Annotated in this window: 15 protein-coding genes; 14 read left to right on the forward strand and 1 reads right to left on the reverse strand. The window is 61.2% G+C overall.

Annotated elements, in window-relative coordinates:
- Positions 1-21 precede the first annotated feature (21 nt).
- From ACJ8PN_RS12745 to lpxC, 13 genes are all read left to right on the forward strand, one after another.
- Positions 22-1,785 carry a peptidoglycan glycosyltransferase FtsI gene (locus ACJ8PN_RS12745; RefSeq protein ID WP_004932790.1) on the forward strand — a complete coding sequence of 588 codons (1,764 nt, stop codon included), beginning with the start codon at positions 22-24 and terminating at the stop codon, positions 1,783-1,785.
- Positions 1,772-3,259 carry a UDP-N-acetylmuramoyl-L-alanyl-D-glutamate--2,6-diaminopimelate ligase gene (gene murE / locus ACJ8PN_RS12750; RefSeq protein ID WP_442534989.1) on the forward strand — a complete coding sequence of 496 codons (1,488 nt, stop codon included), beginning with the start codon at positions 1,772-1,774 and terminating at the stop codon, positions 3,257-3,259. The genes ACJ8PN_RS12745 and murE overlap by 14 nt, the downstream gene beginning before the upstream one ends.
- Positions 3,256-4,617: a UDP-N-acetylmuramoyl-tripeptide--D-alanyl-D-alanine ligase gene (gene murF / locus ACJ8PN_RS12755; protein WP_437189329.1), complete on the forward strand. Its 1,362-nt coding sequence runs from the start codon at positions 3,256-3,258 to the stop codon at positions 4,615-4,617. Before murE ends, murF begins: the two co-directional genes overlap by 4 nt.
- Positions 4,611-5,693, forward strand: a complete 1,083-nt coding sequence (mraY, locus tag ACJ8PN_RS12760; protein WP_004932782.1) for a phospho-N-acetylmuramoyl-pentapeptide-transferase — start codon at positions 4,611-4,613, stop codon at positions 5,691-5,693. The genes murF and mraY overlap by 7 nt, the downstream gene beginning before the upstream one ends.
- A 2-nt stretch (positions 5,694-5,695) precedes the next feature.
- Positions 5,696-7,015: a UDP-N-acetylmuramoyl-L-alanine--D-glutamate ligase gene (gene murD / locus ACJ8PN_RS12765; protein ID WP_025301569.1), complete on the forward strand. Its 1,320-nt coding sequence runs from the start codon at positions 5,696-5,698 to the stop codon at positions 7,013-7,015.
- On the forward strand, positions 7,012-8,214 hold the full coding sequence (gene ftsW / locus ACJ8PN_RS12770; RefSeq protein WP_004932776.1) for a cell division protein FtsW: 1,203 nt from the start codon (positions 7,012-7,014) through the stop codon (positions 8,212-8,214). Before murD ends, ftsW begins: the two co-directional genes overlap by 4 nt.
- 3 nt (positions 8,215-8,217) lie before the next feature.
- The gene (gene murG / locus ACJ8PN_RS12775) at positions 8,218-9,282 is read left to right on the forward strand and encodes an undecaprenyldiphospho-muramoylpentapeptide beta-N-acetylglucosaminyltransferase (protein WP_437189328.1); all 1,065 of its coding nucleotides are present in this window, start codon (positions 8,218-8,220) and stop codon (positions 9,280-9,282) included.
- Between the two features lie 84 nt (positions 9,283-9,366).
- A complete protein-coding gene (murC, locus tag ACJ8PN_RS12780) occupies positions 9,367-10,842 on the forward strand; it encodes a UDP-N-acetylmuramate--L-alanine ligase (RefSeq protein WP_028127852.1) in 1,476 nt (491 codons plus the stop codon).
- Complete coding sequence (locus ACJ8PN_RS12785; protein ID WP_171453321.1) at positions 10,835-11,755, forward strand: D-alanine--D-alanine ligase; 921 nt, start codon at positions 10,835-10,837, stop codon at positions 11,753-11,755. Before murC ends, ACJ8PN_RS12785 begins: the two co-directional genes overlap by 8 nt.
- A 1-nt stretch (position 11,756) precedes the next feature.
- Complete coding sequence (ftsQ, locus tag ACJ8PN_RS12790) at positions 11,757-12,608, forward strand: cell division protein FtsQ (RefSeq protein WP_004932761.1); 852 nt, start codon at positions 11,757-11,759, stop codon at positions 12,606-12,608.
- The gene (gene ftsA / locus ACJ8PN_RS12795) at positions 12,605-13,861 is read left to right on the forward strand and encodes a cell division protein FtsA (RefSeq protein ID WP_004932758.1); all 1,257 of its coding nucleotides are present in this window, start codon (positions 12,605-12,607) and stop codon (positions 13,859-13,861) included. The genes ftsQ and ftsA overlap by 4 nt, the downstream gene beginning before the upstream one ends.
- A 74-nt stretch (positions 13,862-13,935) precedes the next feature.
- The gene (gene ftsZ / locus ACJ8PN_RS12800; protein WP_004932757.1) at positions 13,936-15,090 is read left to right on the forward strand and encodes a cell division protein FtsZ; all 1,155 of its coding nucleotides are present in this window, start codon (positions 13,936-13,938) and stop codon (positions 15,088-15,090) included.
- Between the two features lie 103 nt (positions 15,091-15,193).
- Complete coding sequence (gene lpxC / locus ACJ8PN_RS12805) at positions 15,194-16,111, forward strand: UDP-3-O-acyl-N-acetylglucosamine deacetylase (protein WP_004932754.1); 918 nt, start codon at positions 15,194-15,196, stop codon at positions 16,109-16,111.
- A 104-nt stretch (positions 16,112-16,215) separates the two neighbouring features.
- Here lpxC and ACJ8PN_RS12810 read toward each other — a convergent pair whose 3' ends face one another.
- A complete protein-coding gene (locus tag ACJ8PN_RS12810) occupies positions 16,216-16,731 on the reverse strand; it encodes a DUF721 domain-containing protein (protein ID WP_004932751.1) in 516 nt (171 codons plus the stop codon).
- A 26-nt stretch (positions 16,732-16,757) separates the two neighbouring features.
- On the opposite strand from ACJ8PN_RS12810, the gene secM reads away from it, so the two are divergent.
- Entirely contained in the window at positions 16,758-17,288 is a 531-nt protein-coding gene (gene secM / locus ACJ8PN_RS12815; RefSeq protein ID WP_004932747.1) for a secA translation cis-regulator SecM, read from the forward strand.
- The last annotated feature ends 64 nt before the right edge of the window (positions 17,289-17,352 follow it).

The following is a 17,352-nucleotide window of genomic DNA, read 5'->3' on the forward strand; positions in this document are numbered from 1 at the left end:
CACGGAGTAGAAAGGAAACGCATGAAAGCAGCGCGCCCCGGTAAGTTGAGACGCCAGGAAGATCAGGCCAGCTTTGTCAGCTGGCGTTTTGCGTTGCTGTGCGGCTGCATTTTGCTGGCGATGGTTGGCCTGATGTTGCGCGTCGCGTACCTGCAGGTCATCAACCCCGATCGTCTGGTGAAAGAAGGCGACATGCGTTCGCTGCGCGTACAGGAAGTGCCGACCGCGCGCGGCATGATCAGCGATCGCGCCGGCCGTCCGTTGGCGGTCAGCGTGCCGGTGAATGCGGTGTGGGCCGATCCGAAAGAGCTGAACGAGCGCGGCGGCATCACGCTGGATAGCCGCTGGAAAGCGCTTTCCGATGCGCTGAACATCCCGCTGGACCAACTCTCCAACCGCATCAACGCCAACCCGAAAGGGCGCTTTGTTTATCTGGCGCGCCAGGTTAACCCGGCGATCGGCGACTACATCCACAAACTCAAGCTGCCGGGGATCTACCTGCGGCAGGAGTCGCGCCGTTACTATCCGGCGGGGCAGGTGACGTCGCACATCATCGGCGTGACCAACATCGACGGGCAAGGCATCGAAGGCGTCGAGAAGAGCTTCGACCGCTGGCTGACCGGGCAACCGGGCGAGAGAACGGTGCGTAAGGATCGCTTCGGCCGGGTGATCGAAGACATCTCCTCCGTCGACAGCCAGGCGGCGCACAACCTGGTGCTGAGCGTCGATGAGCGCCTGCAGGCGCTGGTGTATCGCGAGCTGAACAATGCGGTGGCGTTCAACAAGGCCGAATCGGGCACTGCGGTGCTGATCGACGTGAACACCGGCGAAGTGCTGGCGATGGCCAACAGCCCGTCTTACAACCCGAACAACATGGCCGGTACGCCGAAAGAAACCATGCGTAACCGCGCCATCACCGATATTTTTGAACCCGGTTCAACCGTGAAGCCAATGGTGGTGATGACCGCGCTGCAAAACGGCGTGGTGAGAGAAAACAGCGTGCTGAACACCATCCCGTATCGCATTCAGGGCCACGAGATCAAAGACGTGGCGCGGTACTCGGAGCTGTCATTGACCGGGATCTTGCAGAAGTCGAGTAACGTCGGTGTTTCAAAGCTGGCGTTAGCGATGCCGTCCTCAGCGTTAGTAGATACTTACTCTCGTTTTGGGCTGGGAAAAGCGACCAATTTGGGGCTGGTCGGAGAAAGCAGTGGCATATACCCAAAAAAACAACGGTGGTCTGACATAGAGAGGGCCACCTTCTCTTTCGGCTACGGGCTGATGGTAACTCCGTTACAGTTGGCGCGAGTCTATGCAACGATCGGCAGTCTGGGCGTGTATCGCCCATTGTCGATCACCAAGGTTGACCCTCCGGTCGCCGGCGAACGCGTTTTCCCTGAACCTCTGGTGCGCACCGTGGTGCACATGATGGAAAGCGTGGCCTTGCCGGGCGGCGGCGGCGTGAAAGCCGCCATCAAGGGATATCGTATCGCCATCAAAACCGGTACCGCGAAAAAAGTGGGCCCGGACGGCAAATACGTCAACCGATACATCGCTTATACCGCCGGCGTCGCGCCGGCAAGTAACCCCCGTTTTGCCCTGGTGGTCGTCATCAACGACCCGCAGGGTGGGAAATACTATGGTGGCGCAATCTCCGCGCCGGTGTTCGGCGCCATCATGGGCGGCGTATTGCGTACCATGAACGTCGAGCCTGACGCGTTGCCCACCGGTGACAAAAGCGAATTAGTGATTAACAAGAAAGAGGGTTCAGGTGGCAGATCGTAATTTGCGCGACTTACTCGCCCCGTGGGTGCCGACGGCACCCGGGCGCGCGCTGCGGGAAATGACATTAGACAGCCGTGTGGCGGCTGCCGGGGATCTGTTTGTCGCCGTGGTCGGCCATCAAACGGATGGGCGCCGCTATATTCCGCAGGCCATCGCGCAGGGCGTCGCCGCTGTGATCGCCGAGGCTGACGGTCAGGCCGAAGACGGCGCCATCGTTGAGATGCACGGCGTGCCGGTGATCTACCTGAGCCAACTGAACCAGCGCCTTTCCGCGCTGGCCGGGCGTTTTTACCATCAGCCGGGCGAGCGCTTGCGCCTGGTCGGCGTGACCGGTACCAACGGCAAAACCACCACCACGCAGCTGCTGGCGCAGTGGAGCCAACTGCTGGGCGAAACCAGCGCGGTGATGGGCACCGTCGGCAACGGCCTGCTGGGCCAGGTGTGTCCGACCGAGAATACCACCGGTTCCGCGGTGGATGTTCAACACGTATTAAACGATTTGGCGGAACAGGGCGCGACCTTCGCCGCCATGGAAGTTTCTTCCCACGGTTTGGTGCAACACCGGGTAGCGGCGCTGCCGTTCGCTGCGGCGGTCTTCACCAACCTGAGCCGCGATCACCTGGATTACCACGGTGATATGGCCAATTACGAAGCGGCCAAATGGTCGCTTTTCGCCGCCCACAACGTGGGGCAGGCGATCATCAACGCCGACGATGAAGTCGGTCAGCGCTGGCTCGGCAAATTGCCGGATGCGGTAGCGGTGACGATGCAGGGCAACCTGCAGCCGGGCTGCCAAGGCCGCTGGCTGAAAACCACGGCGGTCGACTATCACGACAACGGCGCCACGGTTCGTTTCAGCTCCAGCTGGGGTGACGGCGAGATCGAAAGCCGCCTGATGGGCGCGTTCAACGTCAGCAACCTGCTGTTGGCATTGGCGACGCTGCTGTCGTTGGGCTACCCGCTGGAGGCGCTGGTGGAAACCGGCAGCCGTCTGCAGCCGGTCTGCGGCCGCATGGAAGTGTTTAACGCGCCGGGCAAACCGACGGTCGTGGTGGATTACGCCCACACGCCGGATGCGCTGGAGAAAGCGCTGGAGGCCGCGCGTCTGCACTGTCAGGGGCAGCTGTGGTGTGTGTTCGGCTGCGGCGGCGATCGCGACAAGGGCAAGCGTCCGCTGATGGGCGGCATCGCCGAGCAGTTCGCCGATCGCGTGGTGATCACCGATGACAACCCGCGTACCGAAGAGCCGCGCGTGATTATCAACGACATCCTGACCGGATTGCTGGACGCCGGGCAGGCGCTGGTGATCCACGGCCGCGCCGAAGCGGTGACCAGCGCCATCATGCAGGCGCAGGAGCAGGATGTGGTGCTGGTGGCGGGCAAAGGCCACGAAGATTATCAGCTGGTGGGCAACCGCCGCCTGGATTATTCCGACCGCACGACGGTCGCACGGCTGCTGGGGGTGTTGGCATGATCCCTGTCTCTCTTCAGACACTGGCTGAGGTATTGAGCGCTGAACTGGTGGGCGCCGATTGCCAAATTGTCGAGGTGACGACAGACACCCGCAAGGTGACCGCCGGTTGCCTGTTTGTGGCGCTGAAAGGCGAGCGTTTCGATGCGCACAACTTCGCGGCGGATGCCGTAGCCGCAGGCGCCGGGGCGCTGCTGGTCAGTAAGCGCTTATCAGTGGACGCGCCGCAGTTGGTGGTGCAAGACACCCGTCTGGCGCTGGGCCAGCTTGGCGCCTGGGTGCGTCAACAGGTGCCGGCGCGCGTGGTAGCGCTGACCGGTTCCTCGGGCAAGACATCGGTGAAAGAAATGACCGCCGCCATTCTGCGCGAATGCGGCGAAGTGCTGTATACCGCCGGCAACTTCAACAACGACATCGGCGTGCCGCTGACGCTGTTGCGTCTGGAGCCGCAGCATGATTTTGCCGTGATAGAGCTGGGCGCTAACCACATTGGCGAAATTGCTTACACCACCGCATTGACGCGTCCGCAGACCGCTTTGGTGAACAACCTGGCGGCTGCGCACCTGGAAGGTTTCGGCTCGCTGGCCGGCGTCGCCCAGGCGAAAGGTGAAATCTTTACCGGTCTGCCGGCCGACGGCGTGGCGATCATCAACGCCGATAACAACGACTGGCCGCACTGGCAGAGCATGCTGGGCGGCAAAACCGTCTGGCGCTTCTCGCCACAGGCCGCCGAAGGCGTGGACTTCTTCGCGGACGACGTGCGGGTGAACGGCGCAGGCACGCAGTTTACGCTGCACAGCCCGTTCGGCACCGCCGAGATCGCGCTGCCGCTGCCGGGGCGTCACAACGTGGCCAACGCGCTGGCGGCCACGGCGCTGGCGATGTCGGTGGGCGCCACCCTGGAAGCGGTGCGTCAGGGGTTAAAACAATTGCAGGCGGTGCCGGGGCGTTTGTTCCCGGTGGCGCTGGCCGAAGGCAAGCTGCTGCTGGACGACAGCTACAACGCCAACGTCGGGTCGATGACCGCGGCGGCGCAGGTGCTGGCGGAGATGCCGGGCTACCGCGTGATGGTGGTCGGCGATATGGCCGAGCTGGGTGCAGAGGCGGAGGAGTGCCACCGTCAGGTGGGTGAAGCCGCCCGTCTGGCCGGGGTCGACAAAGTCATCAGCGTCGGCGGGTTGAGCCGTGTGCTGAGCGAAGCTTCCGGCAACGGCGAACATTATCAGGACAAGACAGCAGTGATCGCGCGCGTGGCGGAATTACTGTCGGAACATGCGGTCATCACCGTGTTAATCAAAGGTTCACGTAGTGCCGCAATGGAGCAGGTAGTACGCGCGTTACAGGAGAAAGCACCATGTTAGTTTGGCTGGCCGAGCATTTGGTCAAGTATTACTCAGGCTTCAACGTCTTTTCTTATCTGACGTTCCGAGCCATTGTCAGCCTGCTGACCGCGCTGTTCCTGTCGCTGTGGATGGGCCCGCGGGTGATCAAGCGTCTGCAAGAAATGTCCTTCGGGCAGGTGGTGCGCAACGACGGCCCCGAGTCGCACTTCAGCAAGCGCGGCACGCCGACCATGGGCGGCATCATGATCCTGACCTCCATCACCATTTCGGTGCTGATGTGGGCCTACCCGTCCAACCCGTATGTCTGGTGCGTGCTGTTCGTGCTGGTGGGTTACGGCATCGTCGGTTTCGTCGACGACTACCGCAAGGTGGTGCGTAAGGACACCAAAGGGCTGATCGCCCGCTGGAAGTATTTCTGGCAGTCGGTGATTGCGCTGATTGTCGCATTCGCCATGTACGCCGTAGGAAAAGACACGCCAGCCACCGAGCTGGTTGTGCCGTTCTTTAAGGACGTGATGCCGCAGCTGGGTTTGCTGTACATCCTGCTGGCCTATTTCGTCATCGTCGGCACCAGCAACGCGGTCAACCTGACCGACGGCCTGGACGGCCTGGCGATTATGCCGACGGTATTCGTGGCGGCCGGTTTCGCGCTGGTGGCCTGGGCGACCGGTAACATGAACTTCGCCAACTACCTGCATATTCCGTATCTGCGTCATGCCGGTGAGTTGGTGATCGTCTGCACCGCCATCGTCGGCGCCGGCCTTGGGTTCCTGTGGTTCAACACCTACCCGGCTCAGGTATTTATGGGCGACGTCGGTTCGCTGGCGCTGGGCGGCGCGCTGGGCACCATCGCGGTGCTGCTGCGCCAGGAGTTCTTGTTGGTGATCATGGGCGGCGTGTTCGTGGTAGAGACGCTGTCGGTGATCCTGCAGGTGGGATCGTTCAAGCTGCGCGGACAACGCATTTTCCGCATGGCGCCGATTCACCACCACTATGAATTGAAAGGCTGGCCGGAGCCGCGCGTGATCGTGCGCTTCTGGATCATTTCGCTGATGCTGGTGCTGATTGGCCTGGCAACGCTGAAGGTGCGCTAATCATGGCAGACTATCAGGGTAGAAAAGTCGTCATCATCGGGTTGGGTCTCACCGGCCTGTCCTGTGTCGATTTCTTCATGGCGCGCGGTGTAACGCCGCGCGTGATGGATACCCGTATCGCGCCGCCAGGGTTGGACAAACTGCCTGAAAGCGTGGAGCGCCATCTGGGCGATTTGAATCAGGACTGGCTGCTGGCGGCGGATCTGATCGTCGCCAGTCCGGGCGTCGCGTTGGCGACCCCGGCATTGAGCGCCGCAGCGGACGCCGGCGTGGAAATCGTCGGCGACGTCGAACTGTTCTGCCGCGAGGCGCAGGCGCCGATCGTAGCGATCACCGGCTCCAACGGCAAAAGCACCGTCACCACCCTGGTGGGCGAAATGGCGAAAGCCGCCGGTTGGGCGGTAGGCGTGGGCGGCAATATCGGCCTGCCGGCGCTGAGCCTGTTGCGTCAGGAATGTCAGCTGTACGTGCTGGAGCTGTCCAGCTTCCAGCTGGAAACGACGTATAGCCTGCGAGCGGCGGCGGCGACCATCCTGAACGTGACCGAAGATCATATGGATCGTTATCCATTTGGCCTGCAGCAGTATCGCGGCGCCAAGCTGCGCGTGTATGAAAACGCCGCGGTGTGCGTGGTGAACGCGGACGATGCGCTGACCATGCCGGTGCGCGGCGCTGACGAACGCTGCGTCAGCTTCGGGGCGGACGTGGGCGACTATCACCTGAACCGTCAGCAGGGGGAAACCTGGCTGCGGGTGCGCGGTGAGAAGGTGCTGAATACGCGCGAGATGAAGCTGACCGGCCGCCACAATTACACCAACGCCCTGGCGGCGCTGGCGTTGGCGGATGCGGTCAATATCCCGCGTGCCTCCAGCCTGAAGGCGCTGACCACCTTTACCGGCCTGGCGCACCGTTTCCAGCTGGCCTGGGAGCACAACGGCGTGCGTTGGATCAACGATTCCAAAGCCACCAACGTCGGCAGCACCGAAGCGGCGCTGAACGGCCTGCAGGTGGACGGCACGCTGCATCTGCTGCTGGGCGGCGACGGCAAGTCCGCCGATTTCTCGCCGCTGGCGCGCTATCTGCAGGGCGACAATGTGCGTCTGTATTGCTTTGGCCGCGACGGCGCCCAGCTGGCGCAGCTGCGGCCGGAAGTGGCGACGCTGACCGAGACCATGGAGCAGGCGATGCGCACCATCGCCGGCCGCGTACAGCCCGGCGATATGGTGCTGTTGTCGCCGGCCTGCGCCAGCCTCGATCAGTTCCGTAATTTTGAAGTGCGCGGCGATGAGTTCGCCCGCCTGGCGCAGGAGCTTGGCGGATGAAACTACGCTTGCCGAACTTCGGGCTGACAGAACGGATGAAAGACTGGGTGACCGGCGCGCGTGACAACGACGCGGTCAACATGGTGCTGTACGATCGCACCCTGCTGTGGCTGACCTTCGGGTTGGCGATCATCGGCTTCGTGATGGTGACTTCGGCGTCGATGCCGATCGGCCAACGCCTGGCGGACGATCCGTTCCTGTTCGCCAAGCGTGATGCGTTGTACCTCGGCCTGGCGTTCGGCTTGTCGCTGGTGACGCTGCGCATCCCGATGGAAGTTTGGCAGCGCTACAGCAACGTGATGCTGCTGATGTCGATCGTGATGCTGCTGATCGTCCTGGTGGTGGGGAGCTCGGTAAACGGGGCCTCGCGCTGGATCGCGCTCGGCCCGCTGCGTATTCAGCCGGCGGAGCTGTCCAAGCTGTCGCTGTTCTGCTATCTGGCTAGCTATCTGGTGCGCAAGGTGGAAGAGGTGCGCAGCAACTTCTGGGGCTTCTGTAAGCCGATGGGCGTGATGGTGGTGCTGGCGGTGCTGCTGCTGGCGCAACCGGATCTCGGCACCGTGGTGGTGCTGTTCATCACCACGCTGGCAATGCTGTTCCTGGCCGGCGCGAAAATGTGGCAGTTCCTGGCGATCATCGGCTCCGGCGTGTTTGCCGTGGTGCTGCTGATCATCGCGGAACCCTACCGTATGCGCCGCGTGACCTCGTTCTGGAACCCGTGGGCCGACCCGTTCGGCAGCGGCTACCAGCTGACCCAGTCGCTGATGGCGTTTGGCCGCGGTGAGTTCTGGGGGCAGGGGCTCGGCAACTCGGTGCAGAAACTGGAGTATTTGCCGGAAGCGCACACCGACTTCATCTTCTCCATTTTGGGTGAAGAACTGGGCTATATCGGTGTGGTTTTAGCCCTGTTAATGGTATTCTTCGTCGCTTTTCGCGCGATGTCCATCGGGCGCCGCGCGCTGGAGATCGACCAACGCTTCTCCGGCTTCCTGGCCTGCGCGATCGGCGTGTGGTTCAGCTTCCAGGCGCTGGTTAACGTCGGCGCCGCCGCAGGCATGCTGCCGACCAAAGGTCTGACGCTGCCGCTGATCAGTTACGGCGGCTCGAGCCTGCTGATTATGTCGACGGCGATCGTGCTGTTGCTGCGAATTGATTATGAAACGCGCCTGACCAAGGCTCAGGCGTTTGTGAAGAGGTAAGGGATGAGCGGGAAACCTAAGCGTTTAATGGTGATGGCAGGCGGTACCGGCGGGCATGTGTTCCCGGGGCTGGCGGTCGCGCATCATCTGATGGCGCAGGGCTGGCAGGTGCGCTGGCTCGGAACCGCAGACCGAATGGAAGCCGATCTGGTGCCGAAGCACGGGATCGAGATTGATTTTATCCGCATCTCCGGCCTGCGCGGCAAGGGCCTGAAGGCCCAGTTGACGGCGCCGCTGCGGATCTGGCAGGCGGTGCGTCAGGCGAAAGCCATTATGCGCAGCTATCAGCCGGATGTGGTGCTGGGGATGGGCGGTTACGTTTCCGGCCCCGGCGGCCTGGCGGCCTGGCAGTGCGGCATCCCGGTGGTGCTGCACGAGCAGAACGGCATCGCCGGTTTGACCAACCGCTGGCTGGCGCGCATCGCCGCCAAAGTGATGCAGGCCTTCCCCGGCGCGTTCCCGAACGCCGAGGTGGTGGGCAACCCGGTGCGCACCGACGTGTTGGCGCTGCCACTGCCGGCGGAGCGGTTGCAAGGGCGCGAAGGTCCGATCCGCGTGCTGGTGATTGGCGGAAGTCAGGGCGCGCGCGTGCTGAATCAGACAGTTCCTGAAGTCGCGGCGCGTTTGGGCGATAGAATTACGCTCTGGCATCAGGTTGGCAAGGGCGCGCTGGAAACGGTGCTGCGCGACTACGAAAGGGTAGGGCAGACGCAGCACAAGGTGACCGAGTTCATCGATGACATGGCCGCCGCCTATGCCTGGGCCGACGTGGTGGTCTGCCGCTCCGGCGCGTTGACCGTCAGCGAAATCGCGGCGGCGGGGCTGCCGGCGATCTTCGTGCCGTTCATGCATAAGGATCGTCAGCAGTACTGGAATGCGCGTCCGCTGGAAGAAGCCGGCGCGGCGAAAATTATCGAACAGCCGCAGTTTAACGCCGATGTGGTGGCCCAACTGCTGGCGAGCTGGGATCGCAAGACGCTGCTGGCCATGGCCGAGAAAGCGCGCGCGGTCGCCATTCCGGACGCCACCGAGCGCGTGGCGGCGGAGCTGGTGCGGCTCGCCAAGTAACGAGTGCAGGGGTTCGGTGCGCCGAACCTGAATAAAAGCAATGTGATGTAGGGCCGGGGTACCGGATCCGGATTAGAGAGAGTGATGAATACACAACAACTGGCGAAACTACGTACTATCGTGCCCGAGATGCGTCGCGTCCGGCACATTCACTTTGTCGGCATCGGTGGCGCCGGCATGGGTGGTATCGCCGAAGTGTTGGCAAACGAAGGGTATCAGATCAGCGGCTCCGACCTGGCGCCGAATCCGGTGACCCAACAGTTGAGCGCGCTCGGAGCGACGATTTATTTCAATCACCGTCCGGAAAACGTGCTGGATGCGAGCGTGGTGGTGGTCTCTACCGCCATCTCCGCCGACAACCCGGAGATCGTCGCCGCTCGTGAAGCGCGCATCCCGGTGATCCGCCGCGCTGAAATGCTGGCGGAGCTGATGCGTTTTCGTCACGGCATCGCTATTGCCGGCACGCACGGCAAAACCACCACCACGGCGATGGTCTCGAGCATTTATGCCGAAGCCCGCCTGGACCCGACCTTCGTCAACGGCGGGCTGGTGAAGGCGGCGGGCACCCACGCGCGACTGGGGTCCAGCCGTTATCTGATCGCGGAGGCGGATGAGAGCGATGCGTCGTTCCTGCATCTGCAGCCGATGGTGGCCGTGGTCACCAACATCGAAGCCGACCATATGGACACCTACCAGGGCGACTTCGAGAACCTGAAACAGACGTTTATCAATTTCTTGCACAACCTGCCGTTCTACGGCCGCGCGGTGATGTGCATTGACGATCCGGTGGTGCGTGAGCTGTTGCCGCGCGTGGGTCGCCATATCACCACCTACGGCTTCAGTGAGGATGCGGATGTGCGCATCGAAGACTACCGGCAGATTGGGCCGCAGGGGCACTTTACCCTGAGCCGCCAGGATAAGCCGTTGCTGACGGTGACGCTGAACGCGCCGGGCCGCCACAATGCGTTGAACGCAGCGGCGGCGGTGGCGGTAGCGACCGAAGAAGGCATTGACGACGAAGATATTCTGCGCGCGCTGGCGGGCTTCCAGGGCACCGGGCGCCGCTTCGATTTCCTCGGCGAGTTCCCGCTGGAACCGGTCAACGGCAAAGCGGGCAGCGCGATGCTGGTGGACGATTACGGCCACCATCCGACTGAGGTGGACGCCACGCTGAAAGCGGCGCGCGCCGGCTGGCCGGACAAGCGTTTGGTGATGATCTTCCAGCCGCACCGTTATACGCGCACCCGCGATCTGTACGACGATTTCGCCAACGTGCTGTCGCAGGTGGATGTGCTGCTGATGCTCGACGTGTACGCCGCCGGCGAAGCGCCGATCCCGGGCGCGGACAGCCGTTCGCTGTGCCGCACCATCCGCAGCCGCGGCAAGCTGGATCCGATCCTGGTTTCCGATGCCGATAGCGTGCCGGAAACCCTGGCGCAGCTGCTGCAGGATGAAGACTTGGTGCTGGTGCAGGGCGCCGGCAACGTGGGCAAAATCGCCCGTAAACTGGCCGAGCTGAAGCTGCAGCCGCCGAAGAAAGAGGAGGAGCACCATGGCTGATAAAGTTGCAGTTCTGCTGGGCGGCACCTCCGCCGAACGCGAAGTTTCCCTGCAATCCGGCGCCGCGGTGCTGGCCGGGCTGCGCGAAGCCGGTATCGATGCGCACGGTGTCGATACCCGCGATTTCCCGGCGACCCAACTGAAAGAGCAAGGGTTCACCAAAGTGTTTATCGCGCTGCACGGGCGCGGCGGCGAGGACGGCACCCTGCAAGGGCTGCTGGAGTTCCTCGAACTGCCTTATACCGGTAGCGGCGTGATGGCCTCGGCGCTGACCATGGACAAATGGCGCACCAAGATGGTGTGGCAGTCGATGGGCTTGCCGGTAGCGCCTTACGTGGCGCTGAATCGCCAGCTGTACCTCGGTGCCGAAAAAGCGGCGCTGCTGGCGCGTGTGGCGGATCTCGGTTTGCCGCTGATCGTCAAGCCGAGCCGTGAAGGCTCCAGCGTCGGTATGAGCAAGGTCACCGAAAGCGCGGCGTTGGAAGCGGCGTTGGAAGAGGCCTTCCGCCATGACGACGATGTGCTGGTGGAGAAGTGGTTGAGCGGCCCGGAATACACCGTGGCGATGCTGGGCGATCAGGTTCTGCCGTCAATCCGCATCCAGCCGGCCGGCGTGTTTTACGACTACCAGGCCAAGTACATTTCGGACGACACACAGTACTTCTGCCCGAGCGGTTTAAACGCCGAGCAGGAAGCCGAGATGGCGGCGTTGGCGCTGCGCGCCTACCGCGGTCTGGACTGTAGCGGCTGGGGCCGCGTCGACGTGATGCAAGACAGCGATGGCCGCTTCTATCTGCTTGAGGTGAACACCTCTCCGGGCATGACCAGTCATAGCCTGGTGCCGATGGCGGCGCGCCAGTTTGGATTAAGCTTCTCGCAGCTAGTGGCGAGAATTTTGGAGTTGGCCGACTGATATGTCGCAAGCTGCCCTGAATGCGCGCGATCGCGAGGTGGATAACGGCCCGCGTCGCAGCAATGGAACCCAGTTGGCGGGAATGATTTTCCTGCTGATGGTGTTGGGAACGGTCGTGTGGAGCGGTTGGGCGGTGCTTGGCTGGATGAAAGACGCCAGCCGCCTGCCGCTCTCAAGGCTGGTGGTGACCGGCGAACGCCATTACACCACCAACGATGATATTCGTCAGGCGATCCTGGCGCTGGGCGCACCCGGCACCTTTATGACGCAGGATGTGGACGTCATCCAGCAGCAGATCGAACGTCTGCCGTGGATCAAGCAGGCCAGCGTGCGCAAACAATGGCCGGATGAGCTGAAGATCCATTTGGTGGAGTACGTCCCGGTGGCGCGCTGGAACGATTTGCACATGGTGGACGCCGAGGGCAAAGCGTTCAGCGTGCCGGCGGAGCGGGCGGGCAAGCAGAAGTTGCCGCTGCTCTACGGGCCGGAAGGGAGCGAGCAGGATGTGCTGGAAGGCTATCGGGCGATGAGCGCCACGTTGGCGGCCAGCAAATATACGCTGAAAATGGCGGCGATGACCGCGCGCCATTCCTGGCAGCTGGCGCTGGACAACGATGTCCGGCTTGAGCTGGGGCGCGATGACCGCAACGGGCGTTTGCAGCGGTTTATCGAGCTTTACCCGGTATTGCAGCAGCAGGGCCAGGCGGAGAGCAAGCGTGTCAGCTATGTCGATCTGCGCTACGAGTCCGGTGCTTCGGTAGGGTGGGCTCCGGTGTTGGTCGATCCGCAGGCGCTTGGCGGTCAGCAAAACAGTAATCAGCAACAGAATCAGGCACAGGCAAAACAACAATGATCAAGTCGACGGACAGAAAACTGGTAGTTGGACTGGAGATCGGTACTGCAAAAGTCTCCGCGTTGGTAGGGGAAGTTCTGCCCGATGGCATGGTCAACATTATCGGGGTGGGCAGCTGCCCGTCTCGCGGTATGGATAAGGGTGGCGTAAACGACCTGGAATCGGTGGTGAAGTGCGTACAGCGCGCCATCGATCAGGCCGAGCTGATGGCGGACTGCCAGATCTCTTCGGTGTACCTGGCGCTGTCGGGCAAACACATCAGCTGCCAGAACGAAATCGGCATGGTGCCGATCTCGGAAGAGGAAGTGACGCAGGACGACGTGGAGAATGTGGTGCACACCGCCAAATCGGTGCGCGTGCGCGACGAACACCGCATCCTGCACGTGATTCCTCAGGAATACGCCATTGATTATCAGGAAGGCATCAAAAACCCGGTTGGGCTGTCCGGCGTGCGCATGCAGGCCAAGGTGCATCTGATTACCTGCCATAACGATATGGCGAAGAACATCGTCAAGGCCGTGGAACGTTGCGGCCTGAAAGTTGACCAACTTATTTTCGCCGGTCTGGCCGCGAGCTACGCGGTGCTGACCGAAGATGAACGCGAACTCGGCGTTTGCGTGGTGGATATCGGCGGCGGCACCATGGATATGGCGGTGTATACCGGCGGTGCGCTGCGCCACACCAAAGTGATCCCTTATGCCGGGAACGTGGTCACCAGCGATATCGCCTACGCCTTCGGCACCCCGCCGACCGACGCGGAAGCGATTAAAGTTCGACACGGTTGTGCGCTTGGGTCGATTGTTAGCAAGGATGAGAATGTAGAGGTGCCTAGCGTCGGGGGACGTCCTCCGCGCAGTCTGCAAAGACAGACGCTGGCTGAAGTCATTGAGCCACGCTACACCGAACTGTTGAATCTGGTTAACGATGAAATTTTGCAATTGCAGGAGCAACTGCGTCAGCAAGGGGTGAAGCATCATCTGGCGGCAGGTATCGTGCTGACCGGTGGCGCCGCCCAGATTGATGGCCTGGCAGCCTGTGCGCAACGGGTGTTCCACACTCAGGTACGCATCGGCCAACCCTTGAACATCACGGGGCTGACGGATTATGCGCAGGAGCCTTACTACTCGACGGCGGTAGGTCTGCTGCACTATGGAAAAGAGTCTCACCTGAGCGGTGAGACAGAAGTAGAAAAACGCGCCTCGGTGGGCAATTGGTTTAAACGTATCAATAGCTGGCTGAGAAAAGAGTTTTAATGTTTCAACAAAGAGATCATGCTGAGTAATCTTTTTATGATCTCGCAGCGACAGGCACAAAACGGAGAGAAACTATGTTTGAACCAATGGAACTAACCAATGACGCGGTGATTAAAGTCATCGGCGTCGGCGGCGGCGGTGGCAACGCCGTTGAACACATGGTGCGCGAGCGCATCGAAGGTGTTGAATTCTTCGCTGTGAACACGGACGCCCAGGCGCTCCGCAAAACGGCGGTTGGCCAAACCATCCAGATTGGTAGCGGTATTACCAAAGGTCTGGGTGCGGGCGCGAACCCTGAGGTGGGTCGCAATTCAGCGGAAGAAGACCGCGAAGCCCTGCGCGCAGCGCTGGACGGCGCAGACATGGTCTTCATCGCGGCCGGCATGGGCGGCGGTACCGGTACCGGTGCGGCGCCAGTGGTGGCTGAAGTGGCTAAAGATTTGGGTATTCTGACCGTGGCCGTGGTGACCAAGCCTTTCAACTTCGAAGGCAAAAAGCGCATGGCATTCGCGGAGCAGGGTATCGCTGAACTGTCCAAACACGTGGACTCGCTGATCACCATCCCGAACGACAAGCTGTTGAAAGTTCTGGGGCGCGGCATCTCTCTGCTGGACGCGTTCGGCGCGGCCAACGACGTGCTGAAAGGCGCGGTGCAGGGTATTGCCGAACTGATCACCCGTCCGGGCCTGATGAACGTCGACTTCGCCGACGTGCGCACCGTGATGTCCGAAATGGGCTACGCGATGATGGGTTCTGGCGTGGCTTGCGGTGAAGACCGCGCCGAAGAAGCGGCCGAAATGGCGATCTCCAGCCCACTGCTGGAAGACATCGACCTGTCCGGCGCGCGCGGCGTGCTGGTCAACATTACCGCTGGCTTCGATCTGCGTCTGGATGAGTTCGAAACCGTGGGTAACACCATCCGTGCGTTCGCGTCCGACAACGCCACCGTGGTTATCGGTACCTCGCTGGATCCGGAAATGAACGACGAACTGCGCGTAACCGTGGTTGCAACCGGTATCGGTATGGACAAACGTCCTGAAATCACCCTGGTGACCAATAAGCAGGCCAGCCAGCCGGTGATGGATCACCGTTATCAACAGCACGGCATGTCGCCTCTGCCGCAGGAAGTGAAACCTGCCGCCAAGGTGGTCAACGACCAAGCTGCGCAGCCGAATAAAGAGCCCGACTATCTTGATATTCCAGCCTTCCTGCGTAAACAGGCAGACTAAGAATATCCTGAGAATTTGGAATCTCCGCTCTTTGTGCTAAACTGTCCCGCCGGCCATGCTGTATGCTTGGCTGGTAGGATGGATAACATTGCGAGATAAAACGATGATCAAACAAAGGACATTAAAACGTATTGTTCAGGCGACTGGCGTCGGTTTGCATACCGGCAAGAAAGTCACGCTGACAATGCGCCCAGCGCCGGCTAATACCGGGGTCATCTATCGTCGCACTGACTTGAATCCACCGGTTGATTTTCCGGCTGATGCAAAATCCGTGCGTGATACCATGCTCTGTACTTGCCTGGTGAATGAGCATGACGTGCGTATTTCGACCGTTGAGCACCTCAACGCTGCGCTGGCTGGGCTGGGCATCGACAATATCGTCATCGAAGTCGATGCCGCTGAAATCCCAATCATGGACGGCAGCGCCAGTCCGTTCGTGTTCTTGCTGCTGGATGCCGGCATCGAAGAACTGAACTCGGCGAAGAAATTCCTGCGTCTGAAAGAGACCGTGCGTGTTGAAGATGGCGACAAATGGGCCGAGCTGTCCCCGCATAACGGGTTCCGCCTGGACTTCACCATCGACTTCAATCACCCGGCTATCGACGCCAGCTCTCAGCGCTACCGTCTTGATTTCTCGGCTGAGTCGTTCGTGCGTCAAATCAGCCGCGCGCGCACCTTCGGGTTCATGCGCGATATCGAATATCTGCAGTCCCGCGGCTTGGCCCTGGGCGGCAGCTTCGATTGCGCCATCGTGGTAGATGACTACCGCGTGCTGAACGAAGACGGTCTGCGTTTCGAAGACGAGTTCGTACGTCACAAAATGCTGGACGCCATCGGCGACCTGTTCATGTGCGGCCACAACATCATTGGCGCGTTCACCGCGTTCAAGTCTGGGCACGCGCTGAACAACAAACTGCTGCAGGCCGTACTGGCCAAGCAGGAAGCGTGGGAATACGTGACCTTCCAGGACGAAGCCGAAATGCCGTTGGCATTCAAGGCACCGTCTACCGTATTGGCGTAAGGTCTGAATTCCTCGCCTGCTGCGGATAACGGCAGGCGCATCCTCTGAGAGCCTGAGAATTCAGGCTCGTGATGCCGTCTGATGTTTTGCAGTTGTGTCGCTGATTACTTATCACGACTGGTTGTGTTGGTACCCTCTCCGGCCAATGCAGCCAGCCGTTCCAATATCTTGCGCAGTTTCTCCGGGCTACGGCTCGCCAATCCCCTCAGCTCTTCCGCACTTTCCAGACTCAAATGACGCATTGGCACGGGTTTTTCCGGCGCTTTCTCGGCGTTTTGCACCTGGTTGCTGCCTTTCGCCATCAAGGCCGGATTAATCCTGATGTCGATCGACGACAATGATGGTAGAATTTGCGCTCGTAGTGCAGACAGCAAAGCGGGTTGTTCGTAGCGCAAGCGCATCATCCAACTGGCATTTGCCGTTTCGAGCACTAAAATACCCTGTCGGAAATTCGCGACGCGGCACCAGGGATGCAGGGGAGCGGGCAACAGGCCCTTCACTGCACGGTTAAGCTTGAGCAGCGCCACCGCGCGTTGCTGGACGTTATGTAGCGGCCCTTTGCTGCCGGCAGACGCGTCGTCGAACAGGACATCTAATAATTGTGGACGGCTATCGCGCATAATGGGCTCCGGCGGATTATAAACTCGTGATCGGTATTCTAAATCGTTGGCGACAATTTGGCAGACGTTATTTCTGGCCCCATCTCCTGTTAGGGATGGTTGCGGCCACGCTTGGCGCGTCTTCCAATTTGTCCGGCGCTCCCGATCAGGCCGCGCTGCCGAATACGTCGTCCAGCCTTAACCGGCAAAATTCGGCCAACGGCACCTTCAACAGCCTGGCCCTGCTGCAGGACGCGCACCGCCGCCCTACCTTCAGCGTAGATTATTGGCAGCAGCATGCACTGCGCACCGTCATTCGTCACCTCTCTTTCGCGCTGGCGCCACAGGCGGTTTATGCGCGGGTACAGGAGAGCGAAGCCGAAGCGGAACCGCCTTTGCAGGTAGCGCAACTGGCGCTGCTGTCTACCCTCAATGCGCTGCTGACGCATGAGCCGAAGCCGCCGACCATCATTCGCCACACCCACCTCGAGGTGCTGCCAACGCTGGCACGGCACCAGACCGGCCTGTGGGTGGCTCAGGTGCAGGGCATTCGCGCCGGGCCCGTCGTTCTCGTCTGACTCCGCCCTTAGGGCACAAAAACCATAAATAATAGCAAGTTGACTGCCGCATTCGGCCGTCATG

This window comes from Serratia sp. CY76391, from assembly GCF_052166695.1.
GTDB classification, from domain to species: Bacteria; Pseudomonadota; Gammaproteobacteria; order Enterobacterales; family Enterobacteriaceae; genus Serratia; species Serratia nematodiphila.

Excerpts from the sequence above, each read along its gene's own strand:
- ftsQ (WP_004932761.1), top strand. The coding sequence starts at position 11,757 with ATGTCGCAAGCTGCCCTGAATGCGCGCGATCGCGAGGTGGATAACGGC.
- murF (WP_437189329.1), top strand. The coding sequence starts at position 3,256 with ATGATCCCTGTCTCTCTTCAGACACTGGCTGAGGTATTGAGCGCTGAA.
- ftsZ (WP_004932757.1), top strand. The coding sequence starts at position 13,936 with ATGTTTGAACCAATGGAACTAACCAATGACGCGGTGATTAAAGTCATC.
- mraY (WP_004932782.1), top strand. The coding sequence starts at position 4,611 with ATGTTAGTTTGGCTGGCCGAGCATTTGGTCAAGTATTACTCAGGCTTC.
- lpxC (WP_004932754.1), top strand. The coding sequence starts at position 15,194 with ATGATCAAACAAAGGACATTAAAACGTATTGTTCAGGCGACTGGCGTC.
- ACJ8PN_RS12745 (WP_004932790.1), top strand. The coding sequence starts at position 22 with ATGAAAGCAGCGCGCCCCGGTAAGTTGAGACGCCAGGAAGATCAGGCC.
- ACJ8PN_RS12810 (WP_004932751.1), bottom strand. The coding sequence starts at position 16,731 with ATGCGCGATAGCCGTCCACAATTATTAGATGTCCTGTTCGACGACGCG.
- ftsA (WP_004932758.1), top strand. The coding sequence starts at position 12,605 with ATGATCAAGTCGACGGACAGAAAACTGGTAGTTGGACTGGAGATCGGT.
- ftsW (WP_004932776.1), top strand. The coding sequence starts at position 7,012 with ATGAAACTACGCTTGCCGAACTTCGGGCTGACAGAACGGATGAAAGAC.
- murG (WP_437189328.1), top strand. The coding sequence starts at position 8,218 with ATGAGCGGGAAACCTAAGCGTTTAATGGTGATGGCAGGCGGTACCGGC.
- ACJ8PN_RS12785 (WP_171453321.1), top strand. The coding sequence starts at position 10,835 with ATGGCTGATAAAGTTGCAGTTCTGCTGGGCGGCACCTCCGCCGAACGC.
- murC (WP_028127852.1), top strand. The coding sequence starts at position 9,367 with ATGAATACACAACAACTGGCGAAACTACGTACTATCGTGCCCGAGATG.
- murD (WP_025301569.1), top strand. The coding sequence starts at position 5,696 with ATGGCAGACTATCAGGGTAGAAAAGTCGTCATCATCGGGTTGGGTCTC.